The sequence below is a fragment of the Alkalihalobacillus sp. TS-13 genome (assembly GCF_019720915.1).
Lineage (GTDB): Bacteria > Bacillota > Bacilli > Bacillales > Fictibacillaceae > Pseudalkalibacillus.
In genome coordinates, this window is sequence record NZ_JAHKSI010000002.1 from 15,811 (window position 1) to 34,035 (window position 18,225).

The following is an 18,225-nucleotide window of genomic DNA, read 5'->3' on the forward strand; positions in this document are numbered from 1 at the left end:
GAGGCATTACGATGCATGTTAAAGGAGCCAAATCTATGGAAAAAGAGCAAAAGAATACACTTAAACCTTTTTTCTCCCTCATCCTTTCTACAAAAATACCAAAGCTTTCTCTAGCTGTAGGGCTGATCGGGAGTCTCATCACCACACTTGTTGGACTTACGATCCCACTGTTAACAAGGGAAATGGTCGATGGTTTTTCGATTGATTCCTTGAATACCTTTTTGATCGCGGTGATCATTATCGTCTTCATTTTACAGGCGGTCACCAGTGGGATTTCCACGTATGCACTGATTTATGTTGGTCAAAAAATCATCGCCCGCTTGCGGGAAAGAATGTGGTTCAAGCTTTTACGCCTGCCAGTCAAGTACTATGATAAAAATACAAGCGGGGAAACGGTCAGTCGTGTCGTCAATGATACCGGAATTGTAAGAGATTTGATCTCCCAGCATTTTCCTCAATTCATAATCGGGATCATCACCATCATTGGAGCTGTCATCATCTTGTTTGTGATGGACTGGAAAATGACATTATTAATGTTCATCTCTGTTCCGATCACTGTTCTTATCATAATGCCACTCGGTAGCAGAATGTCAAAAATCTCCCGTGGCTTGCAAGATGAAACAGCAAGCTTTACTGGTAATGTGCAGCAAACCCTTAGCGAAATCCGTTTGATGAAAGCCTCCAATGCAGAAGTAACCGAAGAAAAAAAGGGGTTGACGGGGATTGAAAAGCTTTTTTCCTATGGATTGAAGGAGGGGTTGATTTTTTCCCTCATTGCCCCACTGATGTATTTCGTCATTATGATTGTCATCGTCATCATAATCGGGTATGGAGGAATTCGGGTCGCCGATGGGACAATGACAACTGGTTCACTTGTAGCGTTTTTACTCTATTTATTCCAGATTATATTCCCGATTACGTCCTTCGCAATGTTCTTTACCCAGCTTCAAAAAGCAAAGGGGGCAACAGAACGGATTATCGGTATATTGGAAGTAGATGTTGAGGCAGGACAAGAAGGGAAATCCATGGACATAACGAATCAAGCGATTCATGTCGATGATGTATCCTTTTCTTACGGTGAAAATGAGCCGGTCTTGAAAAATGTATCCTTTGATGTACAACCAGGAACGATGGTCGCTTTTGCCGGTCCGAGCGGAGGCGGGAAAACCACCATATTTGGATTGCTTGAACGCTTCTACGAACCGACCTCTGGTGATATTCGAATCGGAAACACATCGGCAAAAGAGCTATCGATCTACTCTTGGCGAAAACAGATCGGTTATGTTTCACAAGATAGCCCGATGATGGTCGGAACAATCCGGGAAAATTTATGCTATGGTTTGGAGGATCGCGAGGATATTACCGATGATGGCCTATGGGATGTGTCGAAGATGGCGTACGCGGATGAATTCATAAAAGAGTTTTCGAACGGTCTTGATACAGAAGTCGGCGAGCGCGGCGTCATGCTTTCCGGCGGCCAGCGGCAACGGATCGCTATAGCACGGGCATTCCTAAGAGATCCAAAAATATTGATGATGGATGAAGCAACAGCAAGCTTAGACAGCCAATCAGAAGGAATCGTGCAACAAGCCCTAGCCCGACTCATGGAAGGGCGTACAACCTTTGTCATCGCACACCGGTTATCGACTATCGTAAACGCAGATAAAATCATCTTTATTGAAAAAGGACGAATAACCGGAGAAGGCACCCACCAAGAACTCGTCCGCTCCCATAACCTCTATCGAGAATACGCCGAACAACAATTGACTTAAATTGGCTAGAAGTAAGGTCCACTTCAACTTTTATGAAAGTGGACCTTATATTTCGTAATTTGTCGACTTCAAGGAATTTTTTGAGGATGGGCTCATTAGAAATCTTCTACTAATGGAATTACAATGTTCATTCATCCTTTTCTCACCATAAGAAAGAGCTGCCAAAGAAAGAATGACATTAAAATGGCAACACAATCGGCATACACGTTTCCGATTTTCTATATTCGCTACCTAACAACCCTATAAAAATCCTTTTGAACTGCTTTTACGATTTCATCGGAAAAAAGCTCTAAGAAGTATTCACCCCATTCTGCTGTTGCCTGTCTCGGATCACCCAAAATACCGACTTCTGTTAGTCCGACAATCCCATTTTCAAACAACTTATTTAAAACGTCCTCTGTCATTGGACCGATATATCCAGGTGTTGCTTTATCCATATCCACTTGATCAGGTGCAATATGAAGCATGACAGATGTTTCCATTGCACCTCCATGTCCGCAGCTTCCTTCAACTAATCCATACTTCTTTTCAAATCGTGCCATAAGTTCCATCAATTCCATTAAAGATAATGCACTGCTAAATTGCATCTCTGGATGTATCTCTTGTAGGTTCTTGACGATCTTCTCATTTTCAGTAAAGTTTCCTCCATGAGAAGAGAAAATGATAACCTTTTTGAATCCGTGCTTTTTATAGCTTGTGACATAATCCTCAATGATCCCACGGTACACTTCTGGACGAAGCGTCAAGCTTCCCGCCATTGGAATATGGTGCTCCGACAGACCTGGACGAATAACCGGGGCAACAAGTGCATCACCAAGCTTTTCTGCAACAAGAATTCCAGTTGCCTGACCGATCACAGTATCCGTCAGTTCAGATAAGTGATAACCATGCTGCTCGACGGATGCTGTACAAATAATGACTGTATCCATCCCAGCTTCAATTTTTTCTTTTATGGTTGGCCAGTTCATGTGTTCAAGTAAGTAATCATGGGTTTTCAATTTGATTTCCTCCAATGTTTCAATAATGATCTGTCGCCCCTCATACCTTAAAATTGAGAAGAAACATTACCTTCAGGATGGATTCCCATCGCACAGGGATTAGGTTCAACATTTAATCCAAGTGTTCTAGCTGTTGGACTACAACGTCAAGTGGCGCGGAAGCATCGATCTCGGTTGTTGCTGTTGCACGTAACAGCGGTTCGACTTCATCGAGATGACGCAGTACGAGATCTCTCTCTTCAGGGCTTTTCCCATAAGTATTGTTCTCTCTTTCAGCGATCCTGGTGAGAATTACATCGGCAGGCGCGCTAAGCAAGACAACGTGATCGAACAATGGGTAGAGCTTTCCTTGATTTGATTTGCAACCAGCAACAAATAGTTTGCCTTGTTGATGCCCAGTAAGAAGTTCATTGATCATATCTTCCCGCCATACCCAGTCGGCAGAACTGTCCGGAAGATTGACCCAATGGCTCCATACCTTACTGTCAGTATCCACCACACGATGACCTCGTTCACTAAGTTTCTCCAATACCGTCGACTTTCCGGTTCCGGACATTCCAGTGACTAAAACCCTCAGCACATTCCTTTTCGTTGAATTAGGATTGTTATGTGTTTCAGAATTCATAATGATTTCCCCCTGAAGTATCACACTTATTAAGAACCAAAAAAGCAGGGTCCATTCCAAGAAATCAACCAGGAATGCTAATAGAACCTGTTAAATAAAAGAACCCTTGAGTAAGGGTCCTTGAATTTACACTTCACAAAGTAACAATCTATTTCGCGTTCTCATCCGGTTGATGGATTCCAAGGATATTTCCTTCTGTATCAATATAGTATCCCTGCCATGCCATTCCAGGCAAAGCATATTTAGGCATTGCGACCTTGCCCCCATTATTGATAATTTTAGATTCAATATAATCGTAGTCTTCCACTCCCATTGTACAAGTATAGCCATTCACAGCCTGGTTCATTTCTGGAGGAGCACTTTGCCTCTGCATCAAAGCCCCGTTAATTCCAGGCTCTTTTTCATCACCAGTTACAGCTCCGAAATAGGGCATCCCAGCATACTCGCTCCAATCTTCAAATCTCCATCCAAATACCTCTCCATAAAAATTCTTAGCCCGTTCCATGTCATCCACGTGAATTTCAAAATGAACTAGTCTTCCCATAATTTCCTCCTAAATATTAAATACTGTGATATATCTTTCTAGTATGTATCCTTTAACTGTATATTTCTCACAATAGATTGAATACTCCTTCTTTGACTTAAGCTTTGTTATCCTTTTTGTTGATTTTTGCGAAATTCAATCCCTTTCCTCAATCGCGCTTTTCCAAAAAAGTGTTTGCTTACACGCTCATAATTTATTTCCGCCAAAAAGTTGAACAGTCTGCCTTATCCAACATATTAAACTCGATCATTCTCTCAAGTAATGAGAAATCAACCGGACGCTCCCACTTAATACGGACTAACTGATTGGTGTGATCATAGCCAGCCTGTACAATTTCATCTGAAAAATGATCAATCCCTGCCTTTTCAGGGGCAACAGCCAAATGATGTTTGGCTACGCTAAAGGCAATAATAAATGTGCCATGATCGGTAAACATAGGCTGATTCCACTTGACTTCTGGCATTAAATTTGGAAATTTCTTAGTGATCCATGCCAAAACTTCTTCCGTTCGGGCCTGATGTTTCGGGTTATCAATATGCTCTAAAAATTCTGCAAAAGCTTCCATGTTGTTCCCTCCTAAAATATCGTTTAGAGTAGCCGTCCAGGATGCGCCTCCACCGAGTTTTGATCAGTAAGGTGCTTTTTACCATATTAGGATTGTTCAACGATGCGATGGCCAGGATTCTTGCATTTTTCTGATTTGAATAATTTGACCCGTATGGTAGGCGTCGTGGAGAAAAATGTCCAGCAGCTTCTCTTCAAGTGACTTTCGATTAAGCTCTTCATCAGAAGTGTTACTCAGCAACTCTCGCAAACTATGATGAGCATTTTCGGCACGTTCAACAACTTTGTTCCATTCCTCATCATCGTTGGATCGTTTTGTGTAATTAAAGGTTTCATCACCATCGAGGTTTTGTGTCCACTCTCGTCCCTCCAAGTTTGCGGCAAGCCGTTCTTTGTAGTACATGAGATGATTGACGTTTTCCCAGATTGATTTTGTCGCCTCTCCAGCTGGTTTCCAATTGGCTTGTTCAGCTGTGATCCCTTCAATTGCGTGTTTGAACGGTGCATACCAACTTTCCTTTTCAAACGTTGAATCCAGTACATTTACGATCAAGTTCATTCGAGTCACCGTCATGCACTCCTCTTTTAATTTTTTTAATCAACAATGAAGATTAACAAAGCCTTTATTTAAGAAGGTTTAGTTGCCAGGATACACCGAAGCGATCATTCACCCAACCGAATTTTTTGCTGAACCCATAATCTTCTAAAGGCATTAGTGCTTCTCCGCCTTCAAGGAGTTTCTGATAAAGTGTGTTAATTTCTTCTTCAGTATCACACACAATATAGATGGAGAAAGAAGGTGTAAACGAGAATTGATGTTTCACATAACTGTCAATGCACATGAATTCTTGCCCTTTTAAGGTAAAAGTAGCTTGCATGACAGTGCCTTCATCGCCGGCTTCATTCGCGCCATATCGTACAATACTCGTGATTTCTGAATCCTCAATGAGCGACGTGTAGTAATTCATCGCTACTTCCGCATTCCCCTCTTGAAACATCAAGAATGGTATAACTTTTTCCACTATCAATCTACTCCCTTCTATTTACCTTCACTTTTTAAAATCTTCTTCTAATTCCTATTCAATTTCCTCATTGTTGATCAATTTGCTCTCTTCTTCTGTTATATTAAAATGCTTTGACATCGTATTTAATTGATGTTTTATGGTAGAAAGGCTGTAAATTACATATAGAATGAATAGTATGTTCAATACAATCCAGTCGATTCCCTCTCCTTTCAATTTATGATATTTTGTTGTAAAGCCTTTAACCGTAGGCAATACTTAAACCTTCATACTAGACTGTTCTGTTATGGGAAAAGACAATGTTATCGTTGTTCCTTCGTTCAACTTGCTCCAAACATTTATAGTTCCATTCATGACATGAACCAATTTAAAGACCGTCATCATACCAAGCCCCGTCCCATTCTTACCTTTCAGGGAAAAATAAGGTTCGCCTAAGCGGGTCACTTGTTCTTCTGTCATACCAATACCAGAATCTTTGATGACGATGAATAATTTGTGATCTTCTTCATAACTGGTGATTGTCAATATTCCTCCTGATTCCATCGCTTCGATGCCATTTTTCAAAATGTTGATCAAAACTTGTTGGAGTTTATTCGGTTCACCTGTGATCGAGTGTTCGTGCAGTAAATCTACCTCAACCATGACACCGTGATTGAGTGCAAGCGGCATGACAATTTCCGTGCATCTTGTAATCTCTTCGCTGACATCCAAATCCACTTCTACTTCCGGATGGGGTTTTGCGAAAGTCAAGTATTGGTTGATGATGTCCGTTGCCCGATCAATTTCACTTACGGCAACCTTTGAAAGGTCTTGATTCGTTTGGGTATCCATTGGGCTCTCATGGATCAGCTGCAAGAATCCTTTTACAGTCGTCAATGGATTTCGGACTTCATGACTCATGCTTGCAGCAAGTTGACTGACAACATGCATTTTTTCGTATTTGATTGATTCCAATTGAAGGATATAGGTCGTTCTTATCATTTCGTATAAATAAAAAACAAAGAAGGTTGATCCAGTCAACGTACCTGAATAAATGAAAAACGAAGTGAAATCATGAAAGTCATAAAACAAGGAAGGTATCAAAAAGGCGAAAATAGAGTAACAAAACGAAAAAAATGTAAACCAATACACTCTTATCGTCCATGGTTTTGCTGATAATTTAGGAGCAAAATATAAGATTACAAAATATGACATTATTGTAAGGATAACAGTGACGATAACCCCAGGTCCTAAAAGCGGAAGGCGAATCAATATCAGTGTCCCAGCTAACCCGAGTAATACCCTCCTCCCACCGTATACCCCACCTAACAAAAATGGAATATAGCGTAAATCATAGACAAATCCATTATCTAGTTTTACGGATAGTGTAAGACTAAAGAAAATGAGAATCGCACAAGTGATGAAAATATGAAAAGGGTGGAAAGGTAATTTGGTAGTACCTTGTTTTGATAACGTATAAAAATTGACTAATAAAATAATGATCAGCATGACAAGGAGGTTGATGAGTAAGCCATAAAATAAATGGGAATTGTCCATTAGAAATGCCTCCAAAGCATAATACTTTTCATTCAAAAAATCTTTAATTCAAGATAAATTATAAGCCTAATTTCCATTTATGTATATAGAAAGGAGTACCAATGTGATTCTTGAGAAGCCCATACATCTGAAATGCAATAGATTAATTGAATTTTTCATCATCTGGTTTAAAGGCTCTCGGTATTCACGCATTCTCCAATTTTATCATATTATGTAAAATCTAAGTAGTTGGACAATCCTTATGGAGGTAGAAAAAATGTCGATGATCGATCCCAAACTCCGCTTTGTTGCAAACAAGTTAATCACACCACCCCTCCCACTTTTTGCCGATGAGTTTCCAATCCTATTTTTTTGGAGTCCAAAATGCGGCTGCACTTCACTCGTAAAATGGTATCTCTATCAAATCGGACTCTTAGAAAAGGCCTTGAATTATGATGTTAATATTCATACTTATAGATTGAATGTGATTCATAAACAAAAGAACCATACATTGAAGATTCGAAAGCATCTTTTACATGAGAGCAAAGATGTTTATAAACTTGTCCGTAATCCATACACACGAGCGGTTAGTTCATTTTTCCACACTGTTAGGAGCGAAGACCTTTTAAACATTATCGCTCCAGGTATGGAAGACGGATTATCGTTCAAACAATTCTTGTATCGAATTAAAGGTTTTGGAGTTGAACGAGGAAAAATCAATGGACACATGGTTCAGCAATATTTAGATGGTGAAGAATTATTCGTCCAAAATTACATTGAATTAGAGAACTTCAGTACTTCGATAAGACAGATCGAAAAATCTTATAATCTTCTACAATCCCCTCTAAACGACATCATTAAGTCGCCTCATCATGTTACTCAAAAAATGGATGAGAACGACAGTCGCATTTTCGCCAATACGAAAATGTCGATCGCATCGTTTAATCAATCATTACCACCCTACAAAAATTTCTACGATCAAGAAACAATGGAATTAGTGAGAGAAATCTATAAGATGGATTTTATAAAGTATGGCTATAATCAAAAGATGATATCCTGAGTTTTAAATGCAAAATAATAAAAAATGCGATGAATAATTGGTAGCGGTTCCCAATTGAGGTATGAAATTGGATTTTACAGCCTAAATCTCAAGGCAGATCACTCTATATATACACAGACAGATACTCGCATAAATTCACTAGAAAAAAAAGCTCAGATCTGAGCTTTTTTACTTTATACAGACGGTCAGCTTATTCGATTAATTTTGTTCGGTTATGGTTCCAAAATAAATATAAGGTTTTTCACCACTAATCCCGCTCCCTTTGCACACTACATATACTTGTTTTAATCCATTCCGTTTACTATTACTTTTTATCAAATTAAAAACTTATTGATTCAATCTAAGTACACTTCAGCATTCGATATAAAAGATGCATGTATTTAATTACACGATCAATCCTGTCTGAGGTATACAAAGAGATATAGGTATATTTACCAAATATTTAAATACACGGGTAATATAGATCTTTTTGGAAAAAGTAAACCTATCGAACTTAAAGGAGATTAGGATCTGTATTAAATCATAAACAGCTATTCAGTAGAATTTTTAGAGGAGGATGAAGGTTTGGATCGCATTCCCTTTTATAAAATAAATAGAAGACGAAAAAAGAAACTTAGAAAGCCTGTCCAACAGGAGCATGATGACTTTTCAAATGAATTATTCACTGAAATTGATGCAAATCTCCTTAATGTTAAAAAGCTTTTGGATGAGCCCAATGATCTGATCATCAGGGAATTTAAGATTGGAAACACAGATCATCGCTGTGCAGTTGTTTATTTAGAAGGCTTAACTGACAAAATGTTAATCAATAATCATATCATTAATAATATCCAAAACGCATTAGAGGAAAATGAAAATGAATCTTATCGTGCGATTGATCTTATCAATCAGCTCCATAACAAGGTTCTATCAGTCGGGAAAGTTGAAATAGCCATCTCACTCGATAAGGTATCGAATGCCTTACTTTCTGGGGATACAGTGCTTATCGTTAATGGTATAGACCACGCTATAACCATAGAAAGCAAGGAATGGAAAGATCGGGCAATTGAAGAGCCGATCTCTGAGGCATTGATCAGGGGACCGAGAGATGGATTTGTTGAAAATATACAGACAAACATCGCCCTAATTCGACGTCGAATTCGTGATTCCAATTTAAGGCTTAAATCCTATCAAATAGGAAGACGTTCAAAAAAAGATATTGTTGTTGCTTATATAGATGGGGTTGTCAACCAACAGATTGTCAAGGTAGTGAATCAAAGGCTAAAATCCATTGACCTGGATGATGCCCAAGAATCAGGATTCATTGAGGAATGGATAGAAGATAATTTTTTGTCTCCATTCCCACAACTCTCCCATACAGAAAGGCCGGATAAAGTAAGTGCAGACCTCATGCAAGGAAAAGTCGCCATATTATTGGATGGAACACCCTTTGTCCTTGTAGCTCCATTTACGTTCGGAAATTCTCTCCAGTCGCCAGAGGATCATTACGAACGATGGATCGTCGCATCATTGATCCGTCTATTACGATATATCGGTGCGTTTATTGCCGTTTTTTTACCTTCTTTATATATAGCCCTGGTTTCCTTTCATCCAGGGTTAATTCCGTCCAAGCTGGCATTTTCCATTGCTGCTTCCAGGGAAGGTGTTCCTTTTCCTGCATACATGGAGGCATTTCTAATGGAATTGACGATGGAATTGTTACGGGAAGCTGGGATCCGTTTGCCTAAACCTATCGGGCAAACGATTGGGATTGTGGGGGGACTCGTTATTGGTGAAGCGGCGGTTGCAGCCGGCATCGTAAGTCCCATTATGGTTATTATCGTTGCGGTTACAGCTGTTTCTTCTTTTTCAATGCCTTCCTACAGTACAGCTTTTGCTTTTAGGATACTCCGTTTCGGGTTTATGGGTGCGGCAGCGCTATTTGGTCTTTACGGAATTATATTAGGCTATATTATCGTGAATATCCATCTGGTAAATTTAAAAAGTTTTGGGGTTCCATATTCAACACCCTTTGCCCCCGGTTTTACTCAGGATTGGAAAGATCTTATCTTCAGGGCACCTATTACAGCACTTTCAAAACGGCCTGAATATTTACAGACTGAAGATACGGAACGAATTGGCATTACTAAGGGGAGGAAAAGTCCATGAGACCCTTTGATTATGGAGATGAAGAAATCGGGGAAGTGGAAATCCTTTTCATTGTAGCTTCTTTTATGATAGCAGTCGGAGTACTGACTCTTCCACGTCAGCTTGCAGGTACGACAGCCTTTTCGGATGGCTGGGTTTCATTGTTGATTGCAGGTTCCTTCTCCACTTTCTTTATATGGATTACAGCAAAATTGGCAGCCCGTTTTCCAAACCAGTCTTTTTTTACTTTCGCTTCTTCGATTTGTTCAAAACCTATTGCCACAGTAATCATGTTATGGTTTGCTGCTTACTATGCTACCCTTGCTGGTTATGAAACCAGAGTCATTGCCATTATTGCGAAGCAGTATCTGTTTGATCAGACCCCTATAGAAGTTATTGCTTTACTTTTTCTGTTGGTGGTTGTTTATGCAGTTTCAGGAACTCGAGTAGGGATCATACGATTGAACATCTTATTTTTGCCGATTATTCTTGTTATAGCACTATTATTGATGTTGTTAGATATCCAATATTTTGAAACAAAAAATTTAACCCCCGTTTTCACTACAAGCTGGGAAAGATACTTGAAGGGTGCTAAAGAATGTTTTTTTGCTCTTAGCGGTTTCTCAGGGCTCTTGTTTTATATGAGGTTCGTTAAAAGGCCCAAAAAAGCGCCCAAATTTGCTATTTACGGAGTGTTTATTCCTTTAGGGCTTTACCTTCTTTTATATTTAATGGCCATAGGAGTTTTCAATGCAGATACTACATCTACTCTTGTATATCCTACAGTAGAATTGGCTAAAGAAGCAGAAGTACCAGGAGGCTTTTTGGGGCGTTTCGAGTCGTTGTTCTTTACGATATGGATCATGGCTATCTTCAATACGACTTCGCTGGCTTACGATGTAGCACTGATGGCTGTCAATTCCTTGTTTCAAAAGGTAAAAAAAATCACGATCATTTTTGTACTTACACCAATTATTTACCTTATTGCCATGTTCCCACAAGATTTGACTGAGGTGGATAAATTATCAAAATACATGAATGTTTCGAATGCAGGATTAGCGATTTTTCTTCCATCTGTTCTACTGCTTCTTGCTAAAGTAAGGGGGATCAAGGGCAATGACTAAAACGAAACTTTACTTGATTGTTTTCATAGTGTTTCCACTCTTTCTAACGGGATGTTGGGACCAGATAGAAATTGAAGACCGCGGGTTTATAATCGGGGTGGCAATCGATTTGTTCGAAGGTATAGAAGAGGAATCAGACGACCCACAAGGTGAATATCAGTATAAAGGAACATGGCAATATGTTGTTCCAGGAGACTTTTCAATGGGGACCTCTGGACAAAGTGGTGGAGGTTCACAAAAACCTTATGATAATGTGTCAACGATAAGTGACAGTTTGCTTATACAAGCGCGTAACCTGTCGGCAAACAAAAGTCGTCCGGCATTTGCAGAACATATGCAAGTAATCATTATATCTGATAAGTTGGCAAAAACCCCGGGGGCTTTCGAGAACATTCTTGATCTGTTCATACGGGATGATGAAATGCGGAGGGGAATGATTGTAATGATTTCAGAAGGCGAAGCAAGCCCTATTTTGGACATGCCGGCAAGGCCTGAAAATCTACCCGCGTTGAATTTAAAATCCATTTCCGAAAATATAGGGAAAAATTCGAAAATACATCCACCGGTAAGGATTGGTGCCATTCACCAATATCTGATTGGCCAAAATAGCTTCACCATTCCGAAAGTAGCCATTGACGGTAAAACACTCAGCATGACTGGAGCTGCTGTTTTTCAAGGAAACAACAATCAAATGATTGATTTTATTAGCGGAGACGTTATAGAAGGCCTCAATTTCATTACAGGGAAGTATAAAGGGGGATTTATAAAAGCAAAAGTCAAGGAGCAATTGGTGGTGTATGATGTAAAGAATGCTCGGAGTATTATTAACGTGGATGTGAAAAATAAAGAGAATATCCATTTCAATATCGAAATCCAAACAGAAGGTATTATCGGTGAATCATTTGTACCCCTCGATTACTCAAATTCAAAAATGATGAAAAAAGTCGAAAATGCCATTGAAAAAGAAGTTGAACGGAAAGTGTTGAAAACGATTCATACATTTCAAAAAGATCTAAAAGCTGATTCTCTTGGACTTGGTGGTCATTTGCAGGGAGAAGATCATAAAACATGGAATAGGATCAAACAAAACTGGGATCAAGGGGAAAACTATTTTTCAAAAAGTACCATCAATGTTCAAGTTAAAGCTTTTGTACGAAATTCTGGAGCTGTAATTGAAAGTAGTGATCAATAGAAGGAGGATGGCTGAGGTGTGGGAGAAAATACTGGGTAGATTCCCAACTAATTTAATTATCTATTCGACGATAGGATCGTTATTGATTCCTATGGTTATTTATAAATTCAACCAAAAGCTTCATGATTACGCAGATCCACCATGGAAGAAACATCATGGAAAAAAACAGCCTGACTAAGCTTCTAAAACTTCACCATTTCTGCTCTTTCACTTGCTCTATTACCTTAGAACCAATTATTTCAATTTAAGAATTTAATTTCCTGAAAAAGGGACATACCATATTTAAGATATGCCCTGTCAATGGAAGATCATTTTTTAAATTATCCAACTCTCGGACTTTGTCGTATGGCTCTAATAGTCGTTCGGGTACCACCGTTCTCCCTCTCGCAATTTATATCCAAATTGAGCTCATGTAATAGTTTGGAAATCTGTATTACCAGCTTTTATAAGTCTCAGAATGTGTAATTGAATAAATCAATCTCTTTTTTAAAATAATTTCGAATTACTTCTCTTTGATGCTTATTATATTGCGTACTATAATGTAGGCGGTTTTTCCTGAAGTTACCTTTTGCCTTTGGTAACCAACCATCGAAAGGAAGAGAAATCTTATCACAAATTGATTTCAAATCACTTTCTAAATTTTCATATTTCCCAAGGTAGTCGACTGCTGAATTGTTATCGATTGTGTATATAGGGAAGTTATATGCATATTTATAGCCTTCACGTTCCAAGAATTCCTCAAAACTTTCTTTTTGAGGGTCTCTTACAAGAAAATAATATAAAGAAATAACTTTGTCCCAAGGGTTTCTATCAAAACAAAACTTATAATAAGAGTTCCAAATATCTTCCCCTATCAAAGACTTTATTTTATTTGCAGAATCGTGATTATAAAAATTAGTTGGACCAATTTGATCGTTTTGTGGGTATTTCCCCAGTGCAGCTCTAATCTTCTGATCCTCAGGCATTATAGGTGTGATAATATCACGATCATCACAATACCTTGACAATGAAATTTCAATACTAGTCCCTGCCGTTTTTTTCGTTTTCAAAAAAATATACTTATATTTATGGGATATGATCATTCCTCTTATTTCCTCTCCATCTTATATGAAAGACTTTCTAATATTTTATATAAAATCCATTTAGTTCGGAACGGCGTTTTTCTTAGCTGTACGTGCGATTACGGTAGGTCTTCGGAAATAAGAGTTCGCTAACAATAATCGTATAACCATCATATTTCCCGGAGCAATTGCTACAGATTTACCTGAAACGATTTCAGATTCAATACAATTCCCATTGATATTGAAAATATTGCTCGTCACATTGCTTTGGCTATTGAACAACCGTCCCCGCAGCTTTAACCATAATCGATGAAATTATCCTATCCAGTTAAAATTTCTTCCTTCGGATAACGAATTCCATTTTGATCAGGGTATGCCAGAGAAAAAGCCAATGTTAAAGGTCCGATTTTTCCCACAAACATGATACAAAGAATAACCAGTTTCCCAACCTCTGTTAAATCTCCTGTTAAGCCCATAGACAATCCTACTGTTCCAAATGCAGAAATGGTTTCAAACAGAATTGCAATGAAGGGGGCATTCTCTGTTATATCTAATATAAAAACGCCTAGAAATATGACGAATATTCCGATAATCGAAATCGCAAGAGAACGGACAATAATCCGGTCTGTAATCGACCTCCTAAAAACCATGATATCTTCTTTTCTTTTTAGAAAGGTGATTACAGATAAAACCATCGCCAAAAAAGTGGTCAGTTTAATTCCGCCCCCGGTAGAAGCACTTCCAGCCCCAATAAACATCAGTATCATTATTAAAAATAGAGTTGCCTCATCCATATTTCCAATTTCAATCGTATTGAATCCTGCAGTTCTTGGGACTACTCCTTGAAAATATGATGCCCATACTTTATTGGAGAAAGATAAGTTGCCCAGGGTTCCAGGGTTATTGTATTCCAAAATAAAGATGATGAAGATTGCCAAAATATTAGTTATTAATGTACCCACCAACATCAATTTTGAGTGTAGGGATAGTTTTCGATAATGACTCGTTTTGAAGATATCAAAAAGAACAGTAAATCCAATCCCACCAACTATAAACAGGATGGAAATGATCAAATTAACAATCGGGTCCCCTACAAAACGTATTAAACTATCTGAATAAATCGAAAAACCAGCATTGTTAAAAGCGGAGATCGAATGAAAAATAGCAGAATAAAGTCCATGTTTCCATCCCATATGTGGTGCCCAATACAGGAACAAAAATAATGCAGCAATCGTTTCTATTATTATAGAAAAGAAAAATAACCTTTTTACTAGATAAATCACTCCACCAATATTGGTCTGATTGAGGGCCTGCTTTACGAGTAACCGTTCTTTCACTCCAATTTTCTTACCTAATAAAAGAAAGATTAAGACAGCAAAAGTCATGATACCCAGTCCGCCAATTTGGATTAAAAAAAGAATAATGATTTCACCGAAAAAAGTGAAAGCTTGTCCGGTATCTACAACAATAAGCCCTGTTACGGTCATTGCTGAGGTTGCAGTAAAGAATGCATCCATCCAAGTGATTCCTCCAGTTGTGGCATTAGGTAATCTTAATAAACATGTCCCAAGAATAATAAAAAAAAGGAAAATCAGGGATAAGAATTGGGGAGGGCTAAAATTAATCACATATCTTCTGGGCTGCATGCTTTATACACCTTCTTCCTCAAATCGGCTTAAATCTTTGTTATGACCAATCAATACAAGGATGTCATCTTTCAAAATAATTTCCTCAGCAGAGGGAGCTACCTTAATGTCCTTACCACTTCTGATGGCAATAATGGTACAACCATACCTTGCTCTTGTATTCAATTGTAATAGCGAGCGATTAGCCACCTTTTTTGTCGCAACTACCTCCATAATACTGTGTTCTTTGGATAACTCGATGTAATCAATTATTTTTTCTGAGACAATATGATGAGCCACTCGGATTGCCATATCACGTTCAGGGTGGATTATTCTGTCAGCTCCGATTTTTTCAAGAACTTTATGATGATATTCATTTTGGGCTTTCACCCATACATTTTTTATCCCTTGTTCTTTTAAATGGAGTGTTGTTAGAATACTCGCTTGTAAATTATCTCCTAAAGCAACAATTACATAATCAAAATTCCGAATTCCTAATGTTTCCATCGAATTTTCATCCACAGTGTTTAACTCAACAATATGCGTTGCAAGTTCACTATGCTTACTCACTTTATCGCTATCAATATCCACAGCCAAGACTTCTACCCCAAGCCTGTGAAATTCTTTAACGAGACTTCCACCAAAACGCCCAAGTCCAAGAACCGCAAATTGTTTATTTTCAAAATTTTTCAATTGATTATCTCCTTGTACACTGACCTAAAAAAAGACCATTGTGAAGAATAGTCTGTACAATCGCTTTAACTCTAGTATGTTAGGTTTCACATCTTAATAAACGTATACAAGTGAATCGTTCTCAAGGTTACTCTTCTAACTGATTACAATATACCAATCAATAAAATTTATATCCAAGTCAAAATGTGATTTTGATAAAAGGAAATCCTATGCATGATGAAATATTGGAAAAAGCAAATATAAAAAACACAGAGGTTGTTATGATTTAAGCTGATCGGCAACAAACTGAGCTAGAAGCAGATAAAAACAAAAAAGAGGCTTATCCTTATTCGGATATGCCTCTTTAAATTGAACATTGACCTTTAGGATAAGCCGCTTCCTATTTAAGAAAACTTAACTATGTTTCCATTTCCTTTCTTAACTCTTAAATAGAATAGTAGAGATAATAATAAATTTAATATACCGATAGCAATAAAGAGTGAAGTGAAAATCCCGCCGCCGTTTGTTGGAGAATCAATACTGCTGATGCTGTTAGGAAAGATAAAGTCCCTATAGATATGTATCCTACGATCAATCTTCTAGTGTTATGTTTCAAAATTGCGAAAACACTTATCATTACCATATAGGTGAGACTCAACAGAATTAAAATTGGAAAGAACGGTTTGAATTTTGCTGCATATATAAAGTGGTCCAATTGAGATATGTCGACCTTACTTGAAATTTCCCCATTCATTATTTTAGAAAAAATAGCAGAGTGTTCCCACTCCCAGGGGTCGTCTCTAATTTCACTTCCTTCATACCAGGCTGAAAATGTCGATAAACCTAAAATAGTTAATGCACACAGAAATTGCGTATTTCATTCACTAATACCTTCTTTCATTTGTTAGATCATGGACACGTTATCCATCTTCAATTTATTCCTTTTCTTCAAATACATCATGAATACGTCTTTCACCATCAACGTTTTACCGATATCAATCATTTTACAACCTTTGACAGATGCATACCCGCATACTTCTTCGTACAACAGTGGTGTTCCGCTGCCAACCGTGTATACACGCTCTTCTTGTAATTGTTCTCCGTTCACCTTTATCTCTGAGATGTCGCCATTCTGATCTGTCCATGAAACTCCAGAAAATCCTAAAGATCCAATCGTGATCCCGTGTGGGCGGAACCCATTTCCGTAAACCTTCTTAGAAGTGATTTCTTCTCTCAAATGATCTTTAATTAAACCTGCAATCTGCTTCCCTTTCATTTCGATCAACACAGGAGAATGCATGCTTTTACAAATATCCAAAACCTTGCCCCTCGTCAATTCGCCTTTTTCCAGCCCCCCAATAGCCGCTCCACCATACATGATACCGATCTCCGCATCCCAAAATTCCCGTATTCCATCTGCCATGAGTTTGATGACAGCCTCATGTGATAGAAGCTCTTCGGTATAAGATAATACTTCTGATAGAAACTCATTCGTTTCGTTGCGCCCCTGTTCCAATATCGCACTCATGCTAGGATCACGCTCGGAGCCTAGATTGATTTCTATTAATTTACCGATATACTTTTCTATTTTTTTATTTGCCAGATCAATTTCAAGTCGCAGCTCTCCAACATATTTCCCGTGAGATCCGGCCTGGACAATAATCACACCAGACTCCTCAATAGGACTTTCAAGAACCGTATGGGAGTGCGCGCCAACAATCACGTCAACTACTCCGCTTAATTTCTTTGCCAATTCAAGGTCAGCTTCGTACCCCATGTGTGAAAGGAAAATGATCAAATCAGCCCCTTGATCATGTAAGTCGTCGACCGCTTTATTTATTGAAGTCACTGTATCTCGATTACGAAAACCATGCTTATTCTCATAAAGGTCTCCGAATTGATCGGTTGCCCCGAAAAGCCCGATCTTCAACTGACCTGCTTTTAATATTAGGGATTCTTTCATTCCTCCAATGGCAGATCCATCGCTTTCAGCTAAATTCAGCAACAACCATGGAACGGTCGTTTCAAGACTATGCTTTCGAATCAGTTCTGGAGTCGAACGTAAAACTTCATTATTCCCTACTGACATCGCATGATATCCAACATCTGCTAACATCTCTAAATGTATATTGCCTTGAGTGGCCAAACACTCATTGACGCTCATATCTAGATGATCTCCCCCATCTAAAAGGAGATACTTCTCATTTCCAGATTTGAGCTCTTTTACCCGTTTCTTTATGTATGCAGCCTGTCTTAATAATTGCTCATAATTCGCGTGAAGATCATTTGTATGTATGATTGTGATAGCCTGTTTCATGTGTTAT

General features: G+C 38.4%; 20 protein-coding genes. 6 read left to right on the top strand and 14 right to left on the bottom strand.

From position 1 onward, the window contains the following. The first annotated feature begins 35 nt into the window (after positions 1-35). The gene (locus tag KOL94_RS16850) at positions 36-1,772 is read left to right on the top strand and encodes an ABC transporter ATP-binding protein (RefSeq protein WP_221567780.1); all 1,737 of its coding nucleotides are present in this window, start codon (positions 36-38) and stop codon (positions 1,770-1,772) included. 227 nt (positions 1,773-1,999) lie between these two features. On the opposite strand, the gene KOL94_RS16855 is transcribed toward KOL94_RS16850, so the two are convergent. From KOL94_RS16855 to KOL94_RS16890, 8 genes are all read right to left on the bottom strand, one after another. Next, positions 2,000-2,770, bottom strand: a complete 771-nt coding sequence (locus KOL94_RS16855) for a creatininase family protein (RefSeq protein ID WP_221567781.1) — start codon at positions 2,768-2,770, stop codon at positions 2,000-2,002. 112 nt (positions 2,771-2,882) lie between these two features. After that, positions 2,883-3,395 carry an AAA family ATPase gene (locus KOL94_RS16860; protein ID WP_221567782.1) on the bottom strand — a complete coding sequence of 171 codons (513 nt, stop codon included), beginning with the start codon at positions 3,393-3,395 and terminating at the stop codon, positions 2,883-2,885. Between the two features lie 148 nt (positions 3,396-3,543). After that, positions 3,544-3,939, bottom strand: coding sequence for a VOC family protein (locus KOL94_RS16865; protein WP_221567783.1), 396 nt, complete (start codon positions 3,937-3,939; stop codon positions 3,544-3,546). Between the two features lie 193 nt (positions 3,940-4,132). Continuing rightward, entirely contained in the window at positions 4,133-4,504 is a 372-nt protein-coding gene (locus KOL94_RS16870; RefSeq protein WP_221567784.1) for an iron chaperone, read from the bottom strand. 96 nt (positions 4,505-4,600) lie between these two features. Next, on the bottom strand, positions 4,601-5,062 hold the full coding sequence (locus KOL94_RS16875) for a DinB family protein (protein WP_260412529.1): 462 nt from the start codon (positions 5,060-5,062) through the stop codon (positions 4,601-4,603). 64 nt (positions 5,063-5,126) lie between these two features. After that, the gene (locus KOL94_RS16880; protein ID WP_221567786.1) at positions 5,127-5,525 is read right to left on the bottom strand and encodes a VOC family protein; all 399 of its coding nucleotides are present in this window, start codon (positions 5,523-5,525) and stop codon (positions 5,127-5,129) included. Between the two features lie 54 nt (positions 5,526-5,579). Continuing rightward, positions 5,580-5,780, bottom strand: coding sequence for a hypothetical protein (locus KOL94_RS16885; protein ID WP_221567787.1), 201 nt, complete (start codon positions 5,778-5,780; stop codon positions 5,580-5,582). 3 nt (positions 5,781-5,783) lie between these two features. Then, the gene (locus KOL94_RS16890) at positions 5,784-7,061 is read right to left on the bottom strand and encodes a sensor histidine kinase (RefSeq protein WP_221567788.1); all 1,278 of its coding nucleotides are present in this window, start codon (positions 7,059-7,061) and stop codon (positions 5,784-5,786) included. A gap of 256 nt (positions 7,062-7,317) precedes the next feature. Between KOL94_RS16890 and KOL94_RS16895 the strand changes: the two genes are divergently transcribed. The 5 genes from KOL94_RS16895 to KOL94_RS16915 all read left to right on the top strand — a co-directional run bounded on the left by KOL94_RS16895 (position 7,318) and on the right by KOL94_RS16915 (position 12,721). Then, entirely contained in the window at positions 7,318-8,100 is a 783-nt protein-coding gene (locus KOL94_RS16895; protein ID WP_221567789.1) for a sulfotransferase family 2 domain-containing protein, read from the top strand. A 564-nt stretch (positions 8,101-8,664) separates the two neighbouring features. After that, positions 8,665-10,248, top strand: a complete 1,584-nt coding sequence (locus KOL94_RS16900) for a spore germination protein (RefSeq protein WP_260412493.1) — start codon at positions 8,665-8,667, stop codon at positions 10,246-10,248. Further along, entirely contained in the window at positions 10,245-11,351 is a 1,107-nt protein-coding gene (locus tag KOL94_RS16905) for a GerAB/ArcD/ProY family transporter (RefSeq protein WP_221567790.1), read from the top strand. Before KOL94_RS16900 ends, KOL94_RS16905 begins: the two co-directional genes overlap by 4 nt. After that, positions 11,344-12,543, top strand: coding sequence for a Ger(x)C family spore germination protein (locus KOL94_RS16910; RefSeq protein WP_221567791.1), 1,200 nt, complete (start codon positions 11,344-11,346; stop codon positions 12,541-12,543). The genes KOL94_RS16905 and KOL94_RS16910 overlap by 8 nt, the downstream gene beginning before the upstream one ends. Positions 12,544-12,559: 16 nt before the next feature. Further along, the gene (locus KOL94_RS16915) at positions 12,560-12,721 is read left to right on the top strand and encodes a hypothetical protein (RefSeq protein WP_221568270.1); all 162 of its coding nucleotides are present in this window, start codon (positions 12,560-12,562) and stop codon (positions 12,719-12,721) included. Positions 12,722-12,995: 274 nt separating this feature from the next. On the opposite strand, the gene KOL94_RS16920 is transcribed toward KOL94_RS16915, so the two are convergent. The 6 genes from KOL94_RS16920 to KOL94_RS16945 all read right to left on the bottom strand — a co-directional run bounded on the left by KOL94_RS16920 (position 12,996) and on the right by KOL94_RS16945 (position 18,218). Further along, positions 12,996-13,625, bottom strand: a complete 630-nt coding sequence (locus tag KOL94_RS16920) for a sulfotransferase family protein (RefSeq protein ID WP_260412494.1) — start codon at positions 13,623-13,625, stop codon at positions 12,996-12,998. A gap of 60 nt (positions 13,626-13,685) precedes the next feature. Then, the gene (locus KOL94_RS16925) at positions 13,686-13,865 is read right to left on the bottom strand and encodes a hypothetical protein (protein ID WP_221567793.1); all 180 of its coding nucleotides are present in this window, start codon (positions 13,863-13,865) and stop codon (positions 13,686-13,688) included. A 59-nt stretch (positions 13,866-13,924) separates the two neighbouring features. Beyond that, entirely contained in the window at positions 13,925-15,250 is a 1,326-nt protein-coding gene (locus KOL94_RS16930) for a TrkH family potassium uptake protein (RefSeq protein WP_221567794.1), read from the bottom strand. A 3-nt stretch (positions 15,251-15,253) separates the two neighbouring features. Next, positions 15,254-15,922, bottom strand: coding sequence for a potassium channel family protein (locus KOL94_RS16935; protein ID WP_221567795.1), 669 nt, complete (start codon positions 15,920-15,922; stop codon positions 15,254-15,256). 454 nt (positions 15,923-16,376) lie between these two features. After that, complete coding sequence (locus KOL94_RS25810; protein ID WP_221568238.1) at positions 16,377-16,766, bottom strand: DUF4306 domain-containing protein; 390 nt, start codon at positions 16,764-16,766, stop codon at positions 16,377-16,379. Positions 16,767-16,805: 39 nt separating this feature from the next. Then, a complete protein-coding gene (locus tag KOL94_RS16945; RefSeq protein WP_221567796.1) occupies positions 16,806-18,218 on the bottom strand; it encodes a bifunctional metallophosphatase/5'-nucleotidase in 1,413 nt (470 codons plus the stop codon). Positions 18,219-18,225: the final 7 nt, after the last annotated feature.